The organism is Telluria sp. AC161 (genome assembly GCF_979258535.1).
Window position 1 is genome coordinate 2,417,912 of sequence record NZ_OZ409861.1, and the last position, 18,072, is coordinate 2,435,983.

Consider the following 18,072-nt stretch of genomic DNA (forward strand, 5'->3'; position numbering starts at 1 on the left):
ATCCCGGGCGGGGCCAGGGTGTTGCTTTTCAGGATAAACTTTGCAAATGGATAATCTGACCCACTCCCTCGTCGGCCTGGCCCTGGGCGAACTCGTCAACCGCGCCCTGCCTGCCCACTCCGATCCGCAGCGCGGGCGCACCCGTCGCCGCGTCCTGCTGGCCACCGGCGCGCTCGCCAGCAACTTCCCCGACCTGGATCTGGTGCTCACGCCGCTGCTGGCTCCGCCGCTGGGCTATCTGCTGCATCACCGGGGGCACACGCACACGCTGCTGTTCGCGCTGCCGCAGATCGCCCTGCTGCTGGGCCTGATGTGGCTGCTGTGGCCGGGCGCGCGGCGGCTCATGCAGGGCGACCGGACGGCGCGCAACGCGATCCTTGCCACGGCTGCGCTCGGCATGGTGCTGCACCTGTCATTCGACTTTTTGAACGTGTACGGGGTGCACCCGTTCTATCCGCTCGATGCGCGCTGGCTGTATGGCGACATCGTGTTCATCGTCGAACCCGTGTTCTGGACCGCCCTGGGCGTGGCGCTGGCGCTGCAGGTGCCGGGGCGCGTGCTGCGCTGGATGCTCACCGGCCTGATGCTCGCCGCGCCGGTGCTGTTTTTCGCGATGGGCTTCCTGCAGTGGGGCTCTCTCGTTGGCTTGCTGCTGCTGGCCGGTGTGGTCGCGCTGGCGTCGCGCCGGGGCGGCGGCGCTGGCCTCGTCACGGCGATCGTCGCCTGCATGGGTTTCATCGCCATCCAGGGGGTGGCCGGGCACCTGGCGCGCGAACAGATCCGCAGCGCACTGGCTCAGGTGGAACCGGGCAGCCGCGTGCTCGACATGCCGTTGTCGGCGTTCCCGTCCAATCCGCTGTGCTGGTCGTTCGCGACCGTGACCGACAATGGCGGCGCCGGCAGTTACGCCATCCGCCTTGGTGTGCTGAGCCTGGCGCCGGGCGTGACCGGGGTGGCGGCCTGCCCCGTGCGATTTGGCGGCATGCCGGGCAGCGCACCTGCCGATTTCGCCTGGAAGTATCGTGAAGGCGGCAGCCTGGCCGGCTTGCGCGGGCTGCAGCGCGACAATTGCCAGTTCGACGCCTGGCTGCGCTTTGCGCGCGTGCCATCGCTGATTGGCGGCAAGGCCACCGACATCCGCTTTTCCACGCCAGGCGAAGACAATTTCTCGACGCTGCCGTACGGGACAATGACCAGCCAGCCGTGTCCGGCGCCCGTGCCCCAGTGGGGACGGCCGCGGGGCGACCTGCTGGGCGAGGGTCAGGCTCGCCACTGACCTTGCAGCCGGCCCGGTCAGCAGTGCGCGCCTGAACACGGGAAAGGCGCGACACTGCTCCCGTCTACCCACATAACAAGGAAACAACAATGACGACCGAACTGACTCTGCTGGCCTGGACCCTCGTGCTGGCGCTGGTCCAGATCATGCTGACGGCCAACCTGCGCACCGCCGAGACCGGCATCCAGTACAACGCCAGCGCCCGCGACGGCGAAGCCCCGCCACCTCGGCCCGTCACGGCGCGTCTGCAGCGCGCCCAGGCCAATCTGTTCGAGACGCTGCCGTTGTTCATCGGCGCGGTCCTGATCGCGCACGTGTCGGGCAGCGAAGGCGACCTGACTCTGTGGGGTTGCTGGATGTATCTGGTCGCGCGCATCGTCTATATCCCGCTGTATGCGGCCGGGATTCCGTACGTGCGCTCGCTCGTGTGGCTCGTGTCGCTGGCCGGCCTGGTGATGGTGCTGGCCGCTGTGCTGACTGGTTGACCTGCATCAAACGCGCGCCTGACATGGGCGCGCGCCGGGCGTATGCTTTTCGTGTCGTGCATCGTTGCACGCGCATACGAACGGAGTCCACCATGTTCAAGACCATCCTCGTGCACATCGACGGCACTGCAAAACAGACCAGCCGGTTGCGCGCGGCGGCCATGCTGGCCGACGCGCACGGTGCCCACCTCGTCGGCGCTGGCGCCACCGGCATCTCCCTGCCCAATTACGCGGTGCTCAATGGCGGCATGGCGGCACCGCTGTCCGATCGTGGATTCGAGGCGCTGCGCGACGACGTCCGCACCCGGCTCAACGGGTTTCTCGAGCAGGCGCAGCGTCTCGACATCGTCGGCGCCGAAGCGCGCCTGTTCGAGGGCAGCACGCACGACGGCCTGCTGCTGCAGTCGCGCTATGCCGACCTGATCGTCGTCAGTCAGCCAGACCCGCACGATCGTTTCGGCGCCGAACACGGCCTGCCGCAGACCCTGGCGCTGGGCGGCACACGCCCGGTCCTGGTGGTGCCAGCCGGCTACGAAGGCGCGCCAATCGCCGGCAACGTGCTGGTTGGGTGGGATGGCTCGATGCCGGCCCAGCGCGCCATCAGCGCTGCCCTGCCCCTGCTCGCGCAGGCCCGCAGCGTCACGCTCGCACTGATCAACCCCGAACGCCAGTCCGAACTGCACGGCGAAGAGCCGGGTGCGGATATGGCGCTGTACCTGGCGCGTCACGGCGTGAAGGTCAATGTCGTTGTCGAGCATACCCGGACACGCGAGAGCGATGCACTGACGGCGTTGGCGCGCCACCGCCACGCAGACCTGATGGTCGCCGGTGCCTTCGGCCACAGCCGCTACCGAGAATGGTTCCTGGGCGGGGTCACGCGCGACCTGCTCGGCAGCGCGCCGGTGCCGCTGCTGATTGCGCACTGATCGCCCGATGATCGCCCCTTGATCGTGGAGCGCCCAATGAGCTTTCGGCATTTCCCTGGCGGCGGTACAGGCGCCGTCGGCGCTGCCATGCGTCACGCCCGGCGGCGCCTATGCGCGCGCCTGGCGGGCACGCTCGATCCGGCCGGCACACCGGACGCCAGCTTCGCGCGCGAATTTCCCGCCCTGGTCGCGCTCGTCGAAGCGGGATTCCGGCACGAAGAAACGGTGATGGAATTACTCGACTACGAGCGCCGGCACGATCATCTGGCTGACAACGCCATCATCCTGGCGGCGCTGCACCGTGCGTTGCCGCTGGTCGAAGATGGCGATACTGCGCTCGGCCGGCAGCTCGTCGCGGCGCTGCTCGATCTGCTGTCGTTGCATCGCATCTGCACCGACCTCGCGCTGGTCACCACGCCACGCCTGCCCCCGGGCCACCAAAGCACCCACCTCGCAGGTGCATTGAAGCGACGCGACTACTTCAAGCCGTCGCGCTGACGCCGGATCACCTTGCCCGCCACCATGAACGTGCCATCGCCCTTGTAATGCAGCGTTTCCGGATGCCGCGGCCGCGCCGCTGCGCGCGCCGCCACCACTTCCCAGATAAAAAAGTCGTAGCGTCCGACCAGGCTGTCGTCATGCAACCGGCACTCGAACTGGGCATGGCATTCGCGAATGGACGGCGCCGCCACCAGTTCGCTGGCCTCCGGCGTCAGGCCGAACGCGGCGAACTTGTCGGTGTCGACACCGGACGTCGAGCCCACGCCCAGCACTGCCTCGAGCTGGCTGCTGGTCGGCAGGTTGATCACGCATTCGCCGCTGGCGCGGATCAGGCCGTGACTGTGGTTGGCGGACGAGATCACGCAGCCGATCAGGGAAGGGCTAAATTCCATGATCGTGTGCCAGCCCATCACCATCACGTCGCACTCGCCCGCGTGGGCGGACGTGACCAGCACCACCGGCCCCGGCTCCAGGAAACGGCGCACCTCGTGCAGCGGCAGGTCGGGTTTGCGCGCCATCTCAGGCTTCGTGCGCAGTGCGCATTTCTTCGACCAGCAGCGCCACGAGCTGCGCCGCCGGCATCGGCCGCGCAAGCGCATATGCCTGCCCGGCCCAGTTGACCGAATAGTCGTCGAGCCCCATGCTGCTGGCGGCCGCATGCAGCGCCTTGGCAGCGTCGTAGGCGATCGGATAATCGGGCACCGGCGGATGCCCGGGCGTGTCGATCTCGTTGACAAAGTGGTTGATGATGCCGCGCGCCGGCCGCCCGGAAATCGTCGCGGTGACGGCCGTGCCAAGCTCCGGTTGCGTCAACAGCGCGCGGTAATGCGTTGACGTCTGCGCTTCCGGGCACGCCAGGAACGCCGTCCCCATCTGCACGCCACCCGCGCCCAGATGCAGGCTGGCCGCAATCCCCTGCCCGTCCATGATGCCACCGGCCGCGACCACCGGAATCCGCACCGCCTTTGTCAGCAGGCGCACCAGCGCGAACGTCCCGAGCGCCGGGTCGGGCACCGATGGATCGAAGATGCCCCGATGCCCGCCTGCCTCGTAGCCTTGCGCGACGACGATGTCGATGCCGGCTGCCTCGATGGCACGCGCTTCAAACGGGTTGGTGGCGGTGGCCATCAGCACGCAGCCGGCGCCGTGCAGCGCGTCGATCTGCTGCGCGGTCGGCAAGCCGAAATGAAAGCTGACCACGGCCGGGCGCGTGCGCACCAGCACCTCGAGCATGTCGGGGTCGGCCAGGAAGCTGCGGTAGATTTCACGCAGCGTCGCCGGTGGCGCCTGGCCCGTGCGCGCGAAGTGCGGCGCAAGATGATCGAGCCAGCGCGCCTCGCGCGCGGCGTCAAGCTGCGCCGGCGCATGCGTAAACAGGTTGACGTTGAACGGGCCGCCCGTCAGCGCCTGCAGCGCCGTGATCGCGCCTTCGGCCTGGGCCGCCGTGCCGGCGCCCAGCGCGAGCGAGCCCAGACCGCCGGCATCGGTGACGGCCGCTGCCAGCTGCGGTGTGCCGAAACCGGCCATCGGCGCCTGGATGATCGGATGGCGGATGCCGAGCAGCGAAGTCAGGGTGTTCACGGGCACTCCATGGGCGGTTGAGATTGGTCCACCAGTATAGAGCGTCACCCGGTGCGTCGCCTGCTGCCCTGCGCTAGCGCGGAATCGACAGCGCCAGCGTTTCCTTCAGTTCTTCCATCACCACATAGCTCTTCGACTGGCCGGCATCGGCCACGTGCAGGATGTCGCCCAGCAGGCGCCGGTACTCGGACATCTCGGGGATACGCGCCTTGATCAGGTAATCGAAGTCGCCCGACACCAGGTGGCATTCGAGCACCTCGGGAATGGCCAGCATCGCGCGCCGGAAGCGCTCAAAGGCCTTGTCCGATTTCTGGTGCAGGTTGATCTCGACGAATACCAGGATCTGCATGCCCAGCGCCTGCGGATTGACGCGCGCGTAGTAGCCCATGATCACGCCGTCGCGCTCCATGCGCTTGACGCGCTCGATGCAGGGTGTCAGCGACAGCCCGACCTGCTCGGCCAAGTCTTTCATGACGATCCGCGCATCCTGCTGCAGCACCGACAGGATGTGCAGGTCGATGCGGTCGAGGATGCGGTTCGAGGCCTTTTGCACGCGCATGGAGAAACTCCGTAATTTTTTTCTGAAAACTGCCGTATTAACAGAAACAATTATCAGCCTTCTGGCGGTACGATGGCAAGCTTTACCAAATCCTGATTCTTTTCGAGGAAATTATGCGTGTCATCGTATTGGGCAGTGGCGTGGTCGGCGTCACCACCGCGTATTACCTGGCCCTGGCCGGGCATGAAGTCACCGTGATCGACCGCCAGCCCGGTCCCGCCCTCGAAACCAGTTTCGCCAATGCCGGCCAGATCTCGCCCGGCTACGCTTCGCCGTGGGCCGCGCCCGGCATTCCGCTGAAAGCGGCCAAGTGGCTGTTCCAGCGCCACGCGCCGCTGTCGATCAAGCCCGACGGCACGCTGTTCCAGCTGCAGTGGATGTGGGAGATGTACCGCAACTGCGACCCGGCGCGCTACGCCGTCAACAAGGAGCGCATGGTGCGCCTGGCCGAATACAGCCGCGATTGCATGCGCCAACTGCGGCGCGACACCGGCATCGCCTACGAAGGCCGCCAGCAAGGCACCGTGCAGCTGTTCCGCACGCAGCAGCAGTTCGACAGCGCCGCCAAGGACATCAACGTGCTGCGCGACGCCGGCGTGGCGTACGAAGTGCTGCAAGGCGCGCAGCTGGCCGCGGCCGAACCGGCGCTGGCCAACGTCGCCCACAAGCTGGTGGGCGGCCTGCGCCTGCCGAACGATGAAACGGGCGACTGCCAGCTGTTTACCACCCGTCTGACCGCGATGGCGCGCGACCTGGGTGTGCGCTTCGAATTCGACACCACCGTGCGACGCCTGGAACAAGCCGGCGGCGAGATCGCCGGCATCGTCACCGACAAGGGCGTATTGACGGCCGACCGCTATGTGCTGGCCACGGGCAGCCATACGCGCGCCCTGTTGCAACGCTGGTTCCCGGTTCCCGTGTATCCGATGAAGGGCTATTCGCTGACCGTGCCGATCGTCGACGCCGCGCGCGCGCCTGTCTCGACGATCCTCGACGAAACCTACAAGATCGCCGTGACGCGCTTTGACGACCGGATTCGCGTGGGCGGCATGGCCGAGCTGTCAGGCTTCAATCTGGAGCTCAATCCGCGCCGCCGCGAAACGCTCGAACTGGTCGTCAACGACCTGTTCCCCGGCGCCGGCGACACGGCCCAGGCCAGCTTCTGGACCGGCCTGCGGCCGATGACGCCGGACAGCACGCCGATCGTCGGCCCCACGCCACTGCGCAACCTGTTCTTGAACACGGGCCACGGCACGCTGGGCTGGACCATGGCGGCCGGTTCGGCGACGGTCATCGCCGACCTGATCGGCGGCAAGACGCCGGCGATCCGCGCCGACGACCTGGCCGTGTTCCGCTATGCCGGCGCGCGCGACGTTTCGCCTGACGCCGAACTGGCGCGGAACTGAGGCAATGCCTTCCGCAACGCGCGCTGGCGCGTATCTCACCGTCGACCTGCACGCGGTGCGGGCCAACTACCGCCATCTGCGCGCGCTCGGTGGCGTCGAATGCGGCGCCGTACTCAAGGCCGATGCGTATGGCCTGGGCATGGCGCCGGTGGCTGCCGCGCTGGTGGCCGAAGGCTGCCGCACGTTCTTCACGGCGCACCTGGATGAAGGCATTCGCCTGCGCACGCTCCTGCCGGCCGGGACCACCATCTATGTGATGCACGGCGCGATGCCCGGCGCGGCGCGCGATTGCCTGGCGCACGACCTGGTGCCGGTGCTGAACGATCCGGGCCAGCTCGACGAGTGGCGCGCGCTGGCGCGGGAAACCGGCCGCATGCTGCCGGCCGCGCTGCAGTTCGACACGGGCATGGCCCGTATGGGCCTGGCGCATGCGGACGTCGAGCGCCTGCGCCAGGACCCCGCCTGGCTGGACGGCCTGCGCCCGCAACTGGTCATGAGCCACCTGGCCTGCGCCGACGAACCCCTGCATCCGATCAATCTGCACCAGCGCCAGCGTTTCGACGCTGTGCGCGCGCTGTTTCCCGGCGTGCCGGGCAGCCTGGCCAATTCGTCGGGCGTGTTCCTCGGGCCGGCCTTTCACCATGACCTGCTGCGCCCGGGCGCGGCGCTGTACGGCATCCACCCGCAGCCAGGTGGCGTCAATCCGCTGGCGCAGGCGGTGTCGCTCGCTGCGCGCGTGGTGCAGTTGCGCAGCATCGACGCGGGCGACATCGTCGGCTACGGCGCGCGCTACGTGGCGCCCGGCCCGCGCCGCATCGCCACGATTGCCATCGGCTACGCTGACGGCTGGCTGCGCACATTGAGCGGCCGCTCGTATGCGTATGTGGATGGCGTGGCCGTGCCGTTCGTCGGCACCGTGTCGATGGACAGCATCACGCTGGACGTGACCGGCGTGCCGGACGAGCGCATTCAACCCGGCCAGAGCGTCGACCTGCTGTGCGCGCAGCAGACGGTGGACGATGTGGCGGCGCAGGCCGGCACGATCGGGTACGAGGTACTCACGCGCCTGGGCAGCCGTTTCCACCGCCACTACGCCGGGGCTTGATCCATCCTTCACGGGTTACACTATTCGCCTGGCGACCCGCCGTATTCTGGTGAAGAGGTAACCCTTGTTTGAAATCAGCCAGCTGCGCTGCTTCGTCGCGGTCGCCGAGGAGCTGCACTTCAGCCGCGCGGCCGAGCGCCTGAACATGACGCAGCCGCCCCTGAGCCGCCAGATCCGGCTGCTCGAACACAGCGTGGGCGTGGCCCTGCTCGAGCGCACCAGCCGCTCCGTCACGCTGACCGCTGACGGCGCGGCCTTCCTGCCCGAAGCAACCCGGATCCTGCGCCTGGCGCAGGAAGCGGCGGTCAAGGCGCGCCGCACCGCCAGCGGCGAACAGGGTTCGCTGACGATCGGCTTCAGCGCCGCATCGGGCTATAGCCTGTTGCCGGCGGTCGTACGAGGCATCCGCCAGGCCTGTCCCCAGGTCGCCCTCAATCTCAAGGAGCTGGTCAGCACGGCGCAGGTCGAAGCACTGAACGCCGGTGAAATCGACCTTGGCCTGATGCGTCCCCACACCATCAACAGCGAACTGGAAAGCATCCTGATGGTGACCGAATCGCTGATGCTGGCGATCCAGGAAAGCGACGCCCACCTGTGGCCCGAGGCCCCGACGCTGGCCTGCTTTCACGGCAAGCCGTTCGTCATGTACTCGCCCTACGAGGCGCGGCCGTTCTACCAGATGCTGAGCGAACGGTTCGCCAGGGCTGGCGTGGTGCCCGACATCGTCGAGCACATCGGCCAAGTCCACACGATGCTGGCCCTGGTCGGTGCCGGCATGGGCGCGGCGCTGATCGCGGAAGGCGCGGCCCGGCTGAAGTTCGAAGGCATCGTCCTGCGCAAGGTGGCCACCGACCCGGTGCACCTGGTGGCCACCTACCGGCGCGACAATGACAATCCCGTGCTGGCACTGCTCAAGCAGCAGGTACTGGCATCGTTCCATCCCGCCTGACGGTAGCATTGATTCAATTCCTGTATTGGTGGCGACAGCCTTTGGATTGATTCGGCATTGATCTCCGCTCTATGATGGACCCAGCCCCAGCGAGCGACCGCTGAAGGCTGCGTACGGATCACATAAGGTCCGACCACATAACAAAGGAGACAGTCTTGAAAACAGCAGCAGCGCTTGTCCTGTTACTGGGCGCCGGCACGGCCCATGCCCAAACGTCGGTCGCGTTCTACGGTCTGGTGGACGCCGCCATCGTCGTCGAGGATGGCGGTACCGCCGGCCGCGTCACCAAGGTCACCAGTGGCGCCGCCGCCGCCTCGCGCTTCGGCCTGCGCGGCGTGGAAGAACTGGGCGACGGCATGGCCGCCTTCTTCACGCTCGAAGGCGGCACCAAGATCGACACCGGAGAAATCGACGCCGCCGGGACCATCTTCAATCGCCAGGCCTACGTCGGCTTGCGCACCAGGTTCGGCTCGGTGGCCCTCGGGCGCCAGTACACGCCGTATCACACGGCGATGGTCTCGATCGTCGACCCGTTCAACACCGGCTATGCGGGCAGCGCCAAGAGCCTGTTCCCCCACAACGGCACCAATATCCGCACCAGCAATACGATCACCTACGCCACGCCAAAGAAGAACGGCTTCGACGGCGAGCTGGCCTACAGCGTGGGCGAGCAAAGCCGCTCCGCCGCAGGGCGCCAGTTCGGCGGCGCGATTGGCTACGCGGCCGGCCCGCTGGCCGTGCGCCTCGTCTACAACAACAAGAACACCGATGTCGCCGCCAACGGCGCAACACCTGCAGTGGACCGGTCGATCGGCCGCAACATCCTGCTCGCGGCGTCGTACAACGCCGGCTGGATCAAGCTCCACTCGGGGATCAGCAGCGACAAGGGCGACAACGCCGCGCCCCTGATCAACGCCAACAACCCGTACGGCGGCGTACGGCCAACGCCGTCAACGGACGGACGCAGCTACCTGCTCGGCATCTCGGCGCCGGTCATGGGCGGCACGCTGCTGGCGTCGGTCCTGCACAAGGATGACCGCACCCGTTTCAATCAGGATGCCAATGCCTGGGGCATCGGCTACCTGTACGCGCTGTCCAAGCGCACCGGCCTTTACGCCGCCTACGGCCATGTCGACAACCGCAACGGCGCCGGCTACACGGTGGCGAACAATACCGAATCGGGCAGCGGCGACACCGCGTACAACCTGGGCGTGCGCCACAGCTTCTGAGTCCTGACACCATAACAACGAGGAGACACAATGACGATCCGTACCAAGGTTTCATCCCTGCTCATGACACTGGCAATCGCCAGCAGCGTGCAGGCAGCCGGTTTTCCTGACAAGGCAATCAATGTCGTCGTGCCGTTCCCGGCCGGCGGCTCCACTGACGCCATCGCCCGCGCCATCGGTCCGAAGGTCAGCGCCAAACTGGGCCAGCCATGGGTGGTCGACAACCGTCCGGGCGCCACGGGCGCGCTGGGCGGCGGCTACGTCAAGCGCGCGGCGCCCGATGGCTACACGCTGATGGTCGCCTCTATTGGCGTGTATTCGGTCAACCCGCTGCTGCAAAAGACGCTGCCCTACGATCCATCAAAGGACTTCGACCTGCTGACCGTGGCCGTGCAGGCCCCGAACGTGCTGGTGACGAATGCGACCGTGCCGGCCACCACGGTCGCGGACTTCGTCGCCTACCTGAAGAAAAATCCGGACAAGATCACGTTCGCCACGTCCGGTGCCGGCAGTTCCGACCACCTGACGACGGCGCTGTTCTGGCAAAAGACGGGCACCTCGGGCCTGCACGTGCCCTACAAGGGCGGCGCACCGGCGATCACCGACCTGCTGGGCGGCCACGCCAACGCGTCCTTCCAGAACATCAACGTCGTGCTCAGCCACATCAAGGCCGGTAAACTCAAGGCCCTGGCAGTCACGGGCAGCAAGCGCTCGGCGGTGCTGCCAAACGTGCCGACGCTGGGCGAAGCCGGCGTCAAGGAAGTCGACGTCTATTCGTGGCAGGGCATTGCGGCGCCCAAGGGCTTGCCGAAGGACGTCAAGGCCACGCTGCACGCGACGATTACGGGCGCGCTGCACGATCCGCAGATTGCCGCCAAACTGACCGAACAGGGTTTCGAGGTCGTGGCCTCGACGCCCGAGCAATTCGCCAAGTTCCAGGCGCAGGAGCTGGCCCGCTGGCGCGAGGTGATCATCAACGGCAAGATCACGCTGGACTGACGCCAGATTCGTTCAACATTTATTTTCAAGCAGCCCATCATGTCCAATACTTCGGCAAACGCCCCCGTCATCACCAGCCTGCGCGTCGTCCCCGTTGCGGGCCAGGACAGCATGCTCCTGAACCTGAGCGGCGCGCACGGCCCCTGGTTCACCCGCAATATCGTGATCCTGACCGACAGCGCCGGCAATACCGGCCTGGGCGAAGTTCCAGGCGGCGAAAAGATCCGCCAGACCATCGAGGATGCCGGCCCGTTCGTCATCGGCGCCACGCTGGGCGACTACAACAAGGTGCTGAACGCGATGCGCAGCGCGTTCGCCGACCGCGACCTGGGCGGCCGCGGCCTGCAGACGTTCGACCTGCGCACGACCATTCACGCCGTCACGGCCGTCGAATCGTCGATGCTCGACCTGCTCGGCCAGTTCATGGGCGTGCCGGTGGCGGCGCTGCTGGGTGAAGGCCAGCAGCGCACGGCGGTCGAGATGCTGGGCTACCTGTTCTACGTGGGCGACAGCGGCAAGACGCCGCTGGGCTACCGCAGCGAAGCCGATGCGTTTGACCCCTGGCTGCGCCTGCGCAACGAGCAGGCGCTCACGCCGGAAGCGATCGTGCGCCTGGCCGAAGCGGCGCGTGAGCGCTACGGCTTCAATGACTTCAAGCTCAAGGGCGGCGTGCTGGGGGCCGACGAAGAGATGGAGGCGATCGTCGCCCTGCACGAGCGCTTCCCGCAGGCGCGTGTGACGCTCGACCCGAATGGCGGCTGGCTGCTGGCCGACGCCATCCGCGTGTGCCGCGACAAGCACGACATCCTGGCCTATGCCGAAGACCCGTGCGGCGCCGAGAACGGGTACTCGGGCCGGGAAGTGATGGCCGAGTTTCGCCGCGCCACGGGCCTGCGCACGGCCACCAACATGATCGCGACCGACTGGCGCCAGATGGCCCATGCGATCCAGCTGCAGTCGGTCGACATCCCGCTGGCCGACCCGCACTTCTGGACCATGCAGGGCTCGGTGCGGGTGGCCCAGTTGTGCGAGATGTTCGGCCTGACCTGGGGCTCGCACTCGAACAACCATTTCGACATCTCACTGGCGATGTTCACGCACGTGGGCGCCGCCGCGCCGGGGCGCGTCACGGCCATCGACACTCACTGGATCTGGCAGGATGGCCAGCACCTGACCAGGGAGCCGCTGCGCATCGAAGGCGGCATGGTGCAGGTGCCGGCGCGCCCGGGCCTGGGTATCGAACTGGATGCCGACAAGCTCGAAGCAGCGCACCAGGCCTACAAGAATCTCGGCCTGGGCGCACGTGACGATGCGGTGGCGATGCAGTACCTGATCCGCGACTGGAAGTTCGACAACAAGCGCCCTTGCTTGCTGCGTTGATCAGAACAGCTCACCATTGACAGGCACCGGCGCCGCGGTCGGCGCTGCGCGCCTGGGCGCCAGCGGCGCCGGCCACGCCGTCATCGCCTCGGCCGGGAAATGTCGCAGGAAGCTGTGCGCCACGTCGAGGTCGCGGCTACCCAGCCAGTCGCGCACCTCGTCGTCGCCCAGCAGCACCAGCGAGCGCTTTTCGTCGCCCGGCCGGTGCATGCGGCGCATCAAGGGGTGCGTGTCGGCGTTGATCGTGATCTGGGTGAAGGCACTGGTCATGCTGCCGTCGGCTTCCTGCCATTCGCGCCACAGCCCGGCCACCCAGAACAACGATTTGTCGCGCATGCCGATCGCCGTGCGTTCGGCGCGGCCGCTTTCGTAGCACGGCTCGTAAAACCACAGCATCGGCACCGCGCACAGTTGCAGGCGGCGCCAGGCCGACGCGAACGAACGTCGCGCGACGAGCGATTCGGCGCGCGCGTTCATCGTATCGAACGGTTTTACGTCAGGCGGGATGTGGCGGCGCGGGACCATGCCATAGCTCGCCACGCGCGCCTGCGGCGCCAGCCCGGGCGCGGCGCACAGGATCGGCGCATCGTAATCCTTCCACGTTTCTTCGGGCCACTGCCAGTCGCGCGGCAACTGGCTGAACGCGCCAATGCGGCCGTTGAACATCTCGGGCGTCGGAGGATGGTAATTCACGCACATGGCTGCACTCCAAAAATATTTCTTATCGGTAATGATGCGTCACTGCTCAGCGGTACAAGTGTAAAATACCAGCGTCCTTTTTTTAGCATTCTACCCACGATGCCAGCCAGCCTGCCCTTCCTGCCCGAAAACGACGAAACCTCGCGTTTGGTCCTGGCCTACCCCTGGCACGCCACCGATCTCGGCCCGATCGACGCCTGGCCAAGCGTGCTCAAGACAACCGTCGCACTGATCATGGCCACGCCGACGCCGATCGCCACACTGTGGGGCCCGGACGGCTACATGATCTACAACGAGGCTTACGGGGTGATCGCAGGCGGGCGCCACCCAATGCTACTGGGCTCGAAAGTGCGCGAAGGCTGGCCGGAGGTGGCCGCGTTCAACGACAACGTGATGCGCGTTGGTCTGGCGGGCGGCACGCTGAGCTACCGCGACCAGGAACTCACACTGCACCGCGGCGGGCCGCCCGAGCAGGTCTGGATGAACCTCGACTATTCGCCGATCCGCGACGGAGATGGCATCGTCGCCGGCGTCATGGCGGTCGTGGTCGAGACGTCGAGCAAGGTCAAGGCCGAACGTCATATCCAGGCCGAGCGCGCGCGCCTGCACACGATGTTCGAGCAGGCGCCGGGCTTCATGTGCCTGCTGGACGGCCCCGAACACCACTACGCGCTCACCAACGACGCCTACCGCACGCTGACCGGCAGGCGGCCCCTGCTCGGCATGCCGGTGGCACAGGCCTTGCCCGAACTGGCCTCGCATGGCCTGGTCGAGCAGCTCGATCGCAGTTTCGCCGATGGCGCGGCGTTTCGCGCCGAAGGTGTCGAACTGGTACTGAACAATCCCGGCCAGGACGGGCCGACCAGCACCTTCATCGACGTCGTGCTGCAGCCGCTGCGCGACGCCGATGGCGCCCTGTTCGCCACCTTCGTGCTCGGCAACGACGTCACCGAGCGGGTGCACGCCGAGCGCGCGCTGCGCGCGAGCGAAACGCGCTTTCGCACCTTTGCGCAAGCGATGCCCAACCACGTGTGGGCGGCGCACGATGACGGCAGTGTCGACTGGATCAACGACCGCGTGCGCGAGTACGCCGGCTGCAGCACGTCGCCCGACGATGCGCTGGGCCTGGGCTGGCAGGCGATCGTGCATCGGGACGACATGGAACGCTACCGCGCCGTGTGGCAGGCCAGCGTGGCGACGGGCGCGCCGATCGACGCCGAAATCCGCCTGCGCCGCCACGACGGCCAGTACCGCTGGCATCTGGTGCGCGCCCACCGCTCCCCGGGCGAGGCCGGCGAAGCGTCGCTCTGGATCGGCAGCAGCATCGACATCGAAGACCAGAAGCGCGCGTCCGACGCACTGGCCTTGTCCAATGCAAGCCTGGAAGAGCGGGTCGAACGCCGCACCGCCGAACGTGACCGCATGTGGCGTCTGTCGAAGGACATCATGCTGGTGGCCGACCTGCATGCCACGCTGTTCGCCGTCAATCCGGCCTTCACGGCCATCCTCGGCTGGACCGAGGCCGAGGTGCTGGGCACGCCGATGCTGGCGCTCGTGCATCCCGACGACCGCGCCGTGACGGCGCAGCAGATGGAGGCGCTGCGGGCCGGTGGCCAGGTGTACCGCTTCGAGAATCGCTGGCAGCGCAAGAATGGCTCGTGGTGCAACCTGTCGTGGACCGCGTCGCCCGACCTGCAGTACGTACACGCCGTGGGCCGCGACATCAGCGCCGACCTGGCGCAGATGGACGTCATGCGCCGCACCGAGGCGGCATTGCGGCAGTCGCAGAAGATGGAAACGATCGGCAAGCTCACCGGCGGCGTGGCGCACGACTTCAACAACCTGCTGCAAGTCATCGGCGGCAACCTGCAACTCATCGCACGCCGCGCCGACGGCCTGCCCGAGATCCAGAAGCGCGTCCAGAACGCCATGAGCGGCGTCGAACGGGGCGCCAAGCTGGCCAGCTCCCTGCTGTCGTTCGCGCGGCGCCAGCCGCTCGAACCCAAGGCGGTCAAGATCGGGCGCCTGCTGGGCAATATGGACGACATGATGCGGCGCGCACTGGGTGAAGAGATCGACATCGAGATGGTGATCTCGGGCGGCCTGTGGACCACCGAGGTCGACCCGGCCCAGCTCGAGAACGCGATCCTGAACCTGGCGATCAATGCGCGCGACGCCATGGAAGGCGCCGGGCGCCTGACGCTCGAAGTGGCCAATGCGGCGCTGGACGCCACCTATTGCCTGGCACACCCGGAAGTCACGCCCGGCCAGTACGTGATGCTGGCCGTGAGCGACACCGGCAGCGGCATGCCGCAGGACGTGATCGACCAGGCCTTCGAGCCGTTCTTCTCCACCAAACCCGAAGGCAAAGGCACGGGCCTGGGCCTGTCGATGGTGTATGGCCTGGTCAAGCAATCGGGCGGTCACGTCAAGATCTACAGCGAGGTCGATGAAGGCACCACGATCAAGATCTACCTGCCCCGTTCCCTGCAGGTCGAGGATCACGCGGGCGAGCCGCTGCTGCAACCCGTCACGGGCGGCCACGAGACGGTGCTGGTGGTCGAGGACGACGAACAGGTGCGCCTGACGGTCGTCGACATGCTGACCGACCTGGGTTACCGCGTGCTGCGCGCCAACGACGCCAGCGCGGCGCTGACGGTGGTCGACAGCGGCATCCACATCGACCTGCTGTTTACCGACGTCGTGATGCCCGGGCCCCTGCGCAGCCCCGAGCTGGCCAAAAAGACGCGCGAGCGCTTGCCGAAGGTGGCGGTGCTGTTCACGTCGGGCTATACCGAGAACGCGATCGTGCACGGCGGCCGGCTCGACGCCGGCGTTGAACTGCTCGGCAAGCCATACACACGCGACAACCTGGCGCGCAAGGTGCGGCACGTGCTGTCGAACCAGCAGCAGAAGAATGCGCTGCTGGCGGCCAGTCTGCCGGCCACTGTGGCGGCGCCGGTGACGGCGAAGGCGCGCGTGCTGCTGGTGGAAGACGACGACGCCATCCGCGAGAACACGGCTGAACTGATGCGTTTTCTGGGGTACGAGGTGATGGAAGCGGCCGATGCCGAAGCCGCGCTGGACTTGCTGGACCAGGCGCCCGACATCGTGCTGACCGACCTGCACCTGCCGAAGATGCAGGGCGATGAACTGGCCCTGAAGGTCAAGGCGCGCCTGCCGCAGACGCGCATCGCGTTTGCCAGCGGGGCCAGTCAGGCGTCCAGCGTTGCCGATGCGATTCTGGCCAAGCCGTACGATGCGCAGCAGCTTCAGGCGTTGCTGGAGCGGCTGGCCTGACGCGGTGTTGATTGCTTACCGGATGACGTTGAAGTCAACGTTCACCGCGTGGACGGCGTAGCCGTCCACCCTACGTAATGACGAGGCAGCGTGGCTCAGTGCACCGCGCCCAACTGCCCGCGCAACGTGACGATGAACTTCTCCTTGTCGAACAGCGTCAACACATCCTCACGCCCGTCGATGCCGGGCACTTCGAGCACTTCGGCGCTGTCCTGGCGCATGTCTTGCGGGCCGTTCACGCGCAGCAGTTGCGGCGATGGGCGCCGCTGGGTGTCCGGCAGCGACAGGATGGTGTCGACGCGGTCGACGATCAGGCCGAACCGCTCGCCGTCGTGCTCGAGCACCAGGATGCGGCGCGCGGCATCGGTCGCCGGCGCGCCTGCCAAGGGCGCCATGCCGTACAACAGGCGCAGGTCGATCACGCACACCATCTGCTGGCGCACCTGCAGCATGCCGTGCACGCAGGCCGGCATGCCGGGCGGGCGGGTGACGGCGCCGTTGAAGTCGACGATCTCGCGCACCTGGCTGATGTCGGCGGCCCAGCCGGTGTCGAGCGAAAATGCCAGGTACACCTGGCGCGCACCGGTCATCTTGCGGGCAGCGCAGGCGGCGCCGGCTTCTTGTGCATACAGGCGGCGATGGCCGGCGCAGATGTCGCTCACTTCGGACTCCGAGAATAGATGGTCATGGGCCAGGAACAGGCTGTCGCCCAGTTCGGCGTTGGGCAGGCAGCCGCGGTACATCGCGCCGCGCGCGGTGCCCAGCAGCGGGATGGGCAGGATGTCGGTGTCGAAGTACGGACGGATGTCGTCGACCGCATCGACCAGCAGGCCCAGTTGCTCGTCGCCGACGCGCATGATCAGGACGCGCGCATCGAGGGGCTCGGACTGCGACGGGCCGCAACCAAGCAACGCGCCGAAATCGACCACGCCAACCGGCACGCCGCGCAGGTTCAGCCAGCCCTTGCACAGGCGGCCCACCATCACCGATGGCAGCAGTTCGGGCACGCGCATGATTTCCTGGATCGCTTCCATCGCCAGCGCGAAGCGCAGGCCGCCGACAGTGAACGAGATGCACTTGCGGCCCTGCGCCTGGCGCAGAAAGCGCATGCGCCAGGCGTCGCGCGCCACGCTGGCATGGGCGCGCACCTGCGGCACGTTATCGATCCGTACCAGCGCATCGGCGTCCAGCAGTTGCAGCACGCGCGCGCCATCGGCCAGCGTGATGGTGCCGGCGATGACGCCGCGCGCAGCGTCCTGTTGCCAGTGCAGGCCAGCGCGCTGCTCGGGCCGCACGCGCAGCACTTCGCCGGTGGCGTCGAACACGAGGCCGACCTGGATGTCGTCGACGTCGATGATCACCACGCGCTGCTCGCCCGTCACACCGGGTGCAGCCGCGTCAAAGATGCGGCCCAGATTCAGCAGCGGGATCGCTGCGCCGCGCAGCGTGAAGATGCCCTCCAGGCAGCGTGGCGACAATGGGATCGGCGTGATCCGCGCCGGCATGCCCACCACTTCGCGCACGTTCAGTGCCGGCAGTGCGAACTCCTGGCCGGCCAGGAAGAACGTCCCTATCACTTCCATGCCGGCTGCTTCGCGCAGCACGCGCGCAGCCCCGGCCATCTGTTGTTCGATGGCCGTCACGGCCGCGTGAACATCAGTCATCGTTGCAGTCTCC

Annotated in this window: 16 protein-coding genes; 11 read left to right on the forward strand and 5 right to left on the reverse strand. The window is 67.2% G+C overall.

Annotated features, from left to right (window positions below; genetic code table 11):
• The first annotated feature begins 46 nt into the window (after positions 1–46).
• The 4 genes from ACZ0AJ_RS10800 (at position 47) to ACZ0AJ_RS10815 (ending at position 3,185) form a co-directional block, all read left to right on the forward strand.
• Positions 47–1,276 carry a metal-dependent hydrolase gene (locus ACZ0AJ_RS10800; RefSeq protein ID WP_499454446.1) on the forward strand — a complete coding sequence of 410 codons (1,230 nt, stop codon included), beginning with the start codon at positions 47–49 and terminating at the stop codon, positions 1,274–1,276.
• An 89-nt stretch (positions 1,277–1,365) separates the two neighbouring features.
• A complete protein-coding gene (locus tag ACZ0AJ_RS10805; RefSeq protein WP_332530797.1) occupies positions 1,366–1,761 on the forward strand; it encodes an MAPEG family protein in 396 nt (131 codons plus the stop codon).
• 92 nt (positions 1,762–1,853) lie between these two features.
• A complete protein-coding gene (locus ACZ0AJ_RS10810) occupies positions 1,854–2,687 on the forward strand; it encodes a universal stress protein (protein WP_499454447.1) in 834 nt (277 codons plus the stop codon).
• A 36-nt stretch (positions 2,688–2,723) separates the two neighbouring features.
• The gene (locus tag ACZ0AJ_RS10815; protein WP_499454448.1) at positions 2,724–3,185 is read left to right on the forward strand and encodes a hypothetical protein; all 462 of its coding nucleotides are present in this window, start codon (positions 2,724–2,726) and stop codon (positions 3,183–3,185) included.
• Here ACZ0AJ_RS10815 and ACZ0AJ_RS10820 read toward each other — a convergent pair.
• The 3 genes from ACZ0AJ_RS10820 to ACZ0AJ_RS10830 all read right to left on the reverse strand — a co-directional run bounded on the left by ACZ0AJ_RS10820 (position 3,164) and on the right by ACZ0AJ_RS10830 (position 5,328).
• Positions 3,164–3,706, reverse strand: a complete 543-nt coding sequence (locus tag ACZ0AJ_RS10820; RefSeq protein ID WP_499454450.1) for a flavin reductase family protein — start codon at positions 3,704–3,706, stop codon at positions 3,164–3,166. The genes ACZ0AJ_RS10815 and ACZ0AJ_RS10820 overlap by 22 nt on opposite strands.
• A 1-nt stretch (position 3,707) precedes the next feature.
• Positions 3,708–4,769: an NAD(P)H-dependent flavin oxidoreductase gene (locus ACZ0AJ_RS10825; RefSeq protein WP_499454451.1), complete on the reverse strand. Its 1,062-nt coding sequence runs from the start codon at positions 4,767–4,769 to the stop codon at positions 3,708–3,710.
• Positions 4,770–4,842: 73 nt separating this feature from the next.
• Positions 4,843–5,328: an Lrp/AsnC ligand binding domain-containing protein gene (locus ACZ0AJ_RS10830; protein ID WP_258834656.1), complete on the reverse strand. Its 486-nt coding sequence runs from the start codon at positions 5,326–5,328 to the stop codon at positions 4,843–4,845.
• Between the two features lie 113 nt (positions 5,329–5,441).
• Here ACZ0AJ_RS10830 and ACZ0AJ_RS10835 point away from each other — a divergent pair, with 113 nt between their 5' ends.
• The 6 genes from ACZ0AJ_RS10835 to gudD all read left to right on the forward strand — a co-directional run bounded on the left by ACZ0AJ_RS10835 (position 5,442) and on the right by gudD (position 12,396).
• Positions 5,442–6,734 carry a D-amino acid dehydrogenase gene (locus ACZ0AJ_RS10835; protein ID WP_499454452.1) on the forward strand — a complete coding sequence of 431 codons (1,293 nt, stop codon included), beginning with the start codon at positions 5,442–5,444 and terminating at the stop codon, positions 6,732–6,734.
• A 4-nt stretch (positions 6,735–6,738) separates the two neighbouring features.
• Entirely contained in the window at positions 6,739–7,839 is a 1,101-nt protein-coding gene (gene alr / locus ACZ0AJ_RS10840) for an alanine racemase (protein WP_499454454.1), read from the forward strand.
• Positions 7,840–7,903: 64 nt separating this feature from the next.
• Positions 7,904–8,788 carry a LysR substrate-binding domain-containing protein gene (locus ACZ0AJ_RS10845; RefSeq protein ID WP_499454455.1) on the forward strand — a complete coding sequence of 295 codons (885 nt, stop codon included), beginning with the start codon at positions 7,904–7,906 and terminating at the stop codon, positions 8,786–8,788.
• Between the two features lie 155 nt (positions 8,789–8,943).
• Complete coding sequence (locus tag ACZ0AJ_RS10850; protein ID WP_229424639.1) at positions 8,944–10,017, forward strand: porin; 1,074 nt, start codon at positions 8,944–8,946, stop codon at positions 10,015–10,017.
• Between the two features lie 30 nt (positions 10,018–10,047).
• Entirely contained in the window at positions 10,048–11,016 is a 969-nt protein-coding gene (locus tag ACZ0AJ_RS10855) for a Bug family tripartite tricarboxylate transporter substrate binding protein (RefSeq protein ID WP_499454456.1), read from the forward strand.
• A gap of 39 nt (positions 11,017–11,055) precedes the next feature.
• Positions 11,056–12,396: a glucarate dehydratase gene (gene gudD, locus ACZ0AJ_RS10860; RefSeq protein ID WP_499454458.1), complete on the forward strand. Its 1,341-nt coding sequence runs from the start codon at positions 11,056–11,058 to the stop codon at positions 12,394–12,396.
• Here gudD and ACZ0AJ_RS10865 read toward each other — a convergent pair whose 3' ends face one another.
• Entirely contained in the window at positions 12,397–13,095 is a 699-nt protein-coding gene (locus ACZ0AJ_RS10865; protein ID WP_499454459.1) for an SOS response-associated peptidase family protein, read from the reverse strand.
• Positions 13,096–13,194: 99 nt separating this feature from the next.
• Between ACZ0AJ_RS10865 and ACZ0AJ_RS10870 the strand changes: the two genes are divergently transcribed.
• Positions 13,195–16,395, forward strand: coding sequence for a hybrid sensor histidine kinase/response regulator (locus ACZ0AJ_RS10870; RefSeq protein WP_499454799.1), 3,201 nt, complete (start codon positions 13,195–13,197; stop codon positions 16,393–16,395).
• Between the two features lie 95 nt (positions 16,396–16,490).
• On the opposite strand, the gene ACZ0AJ_RS10875 is transcribed toward ACZ0AJ_RS10870, so the two are convergent.
• Positions 16,491–18,059, reverse strand: a complete 1,569-nt coding sequence (locus ACZ0AJ_RS10875) for a chemotaxis protein CheW (protein ID WP_499454463.1) — start codon at positions 18,057–18,059, stop codon at positions 16,491–16,493.
• Positions 18,060–18,072: the final 13 nt, after the last annotated feature.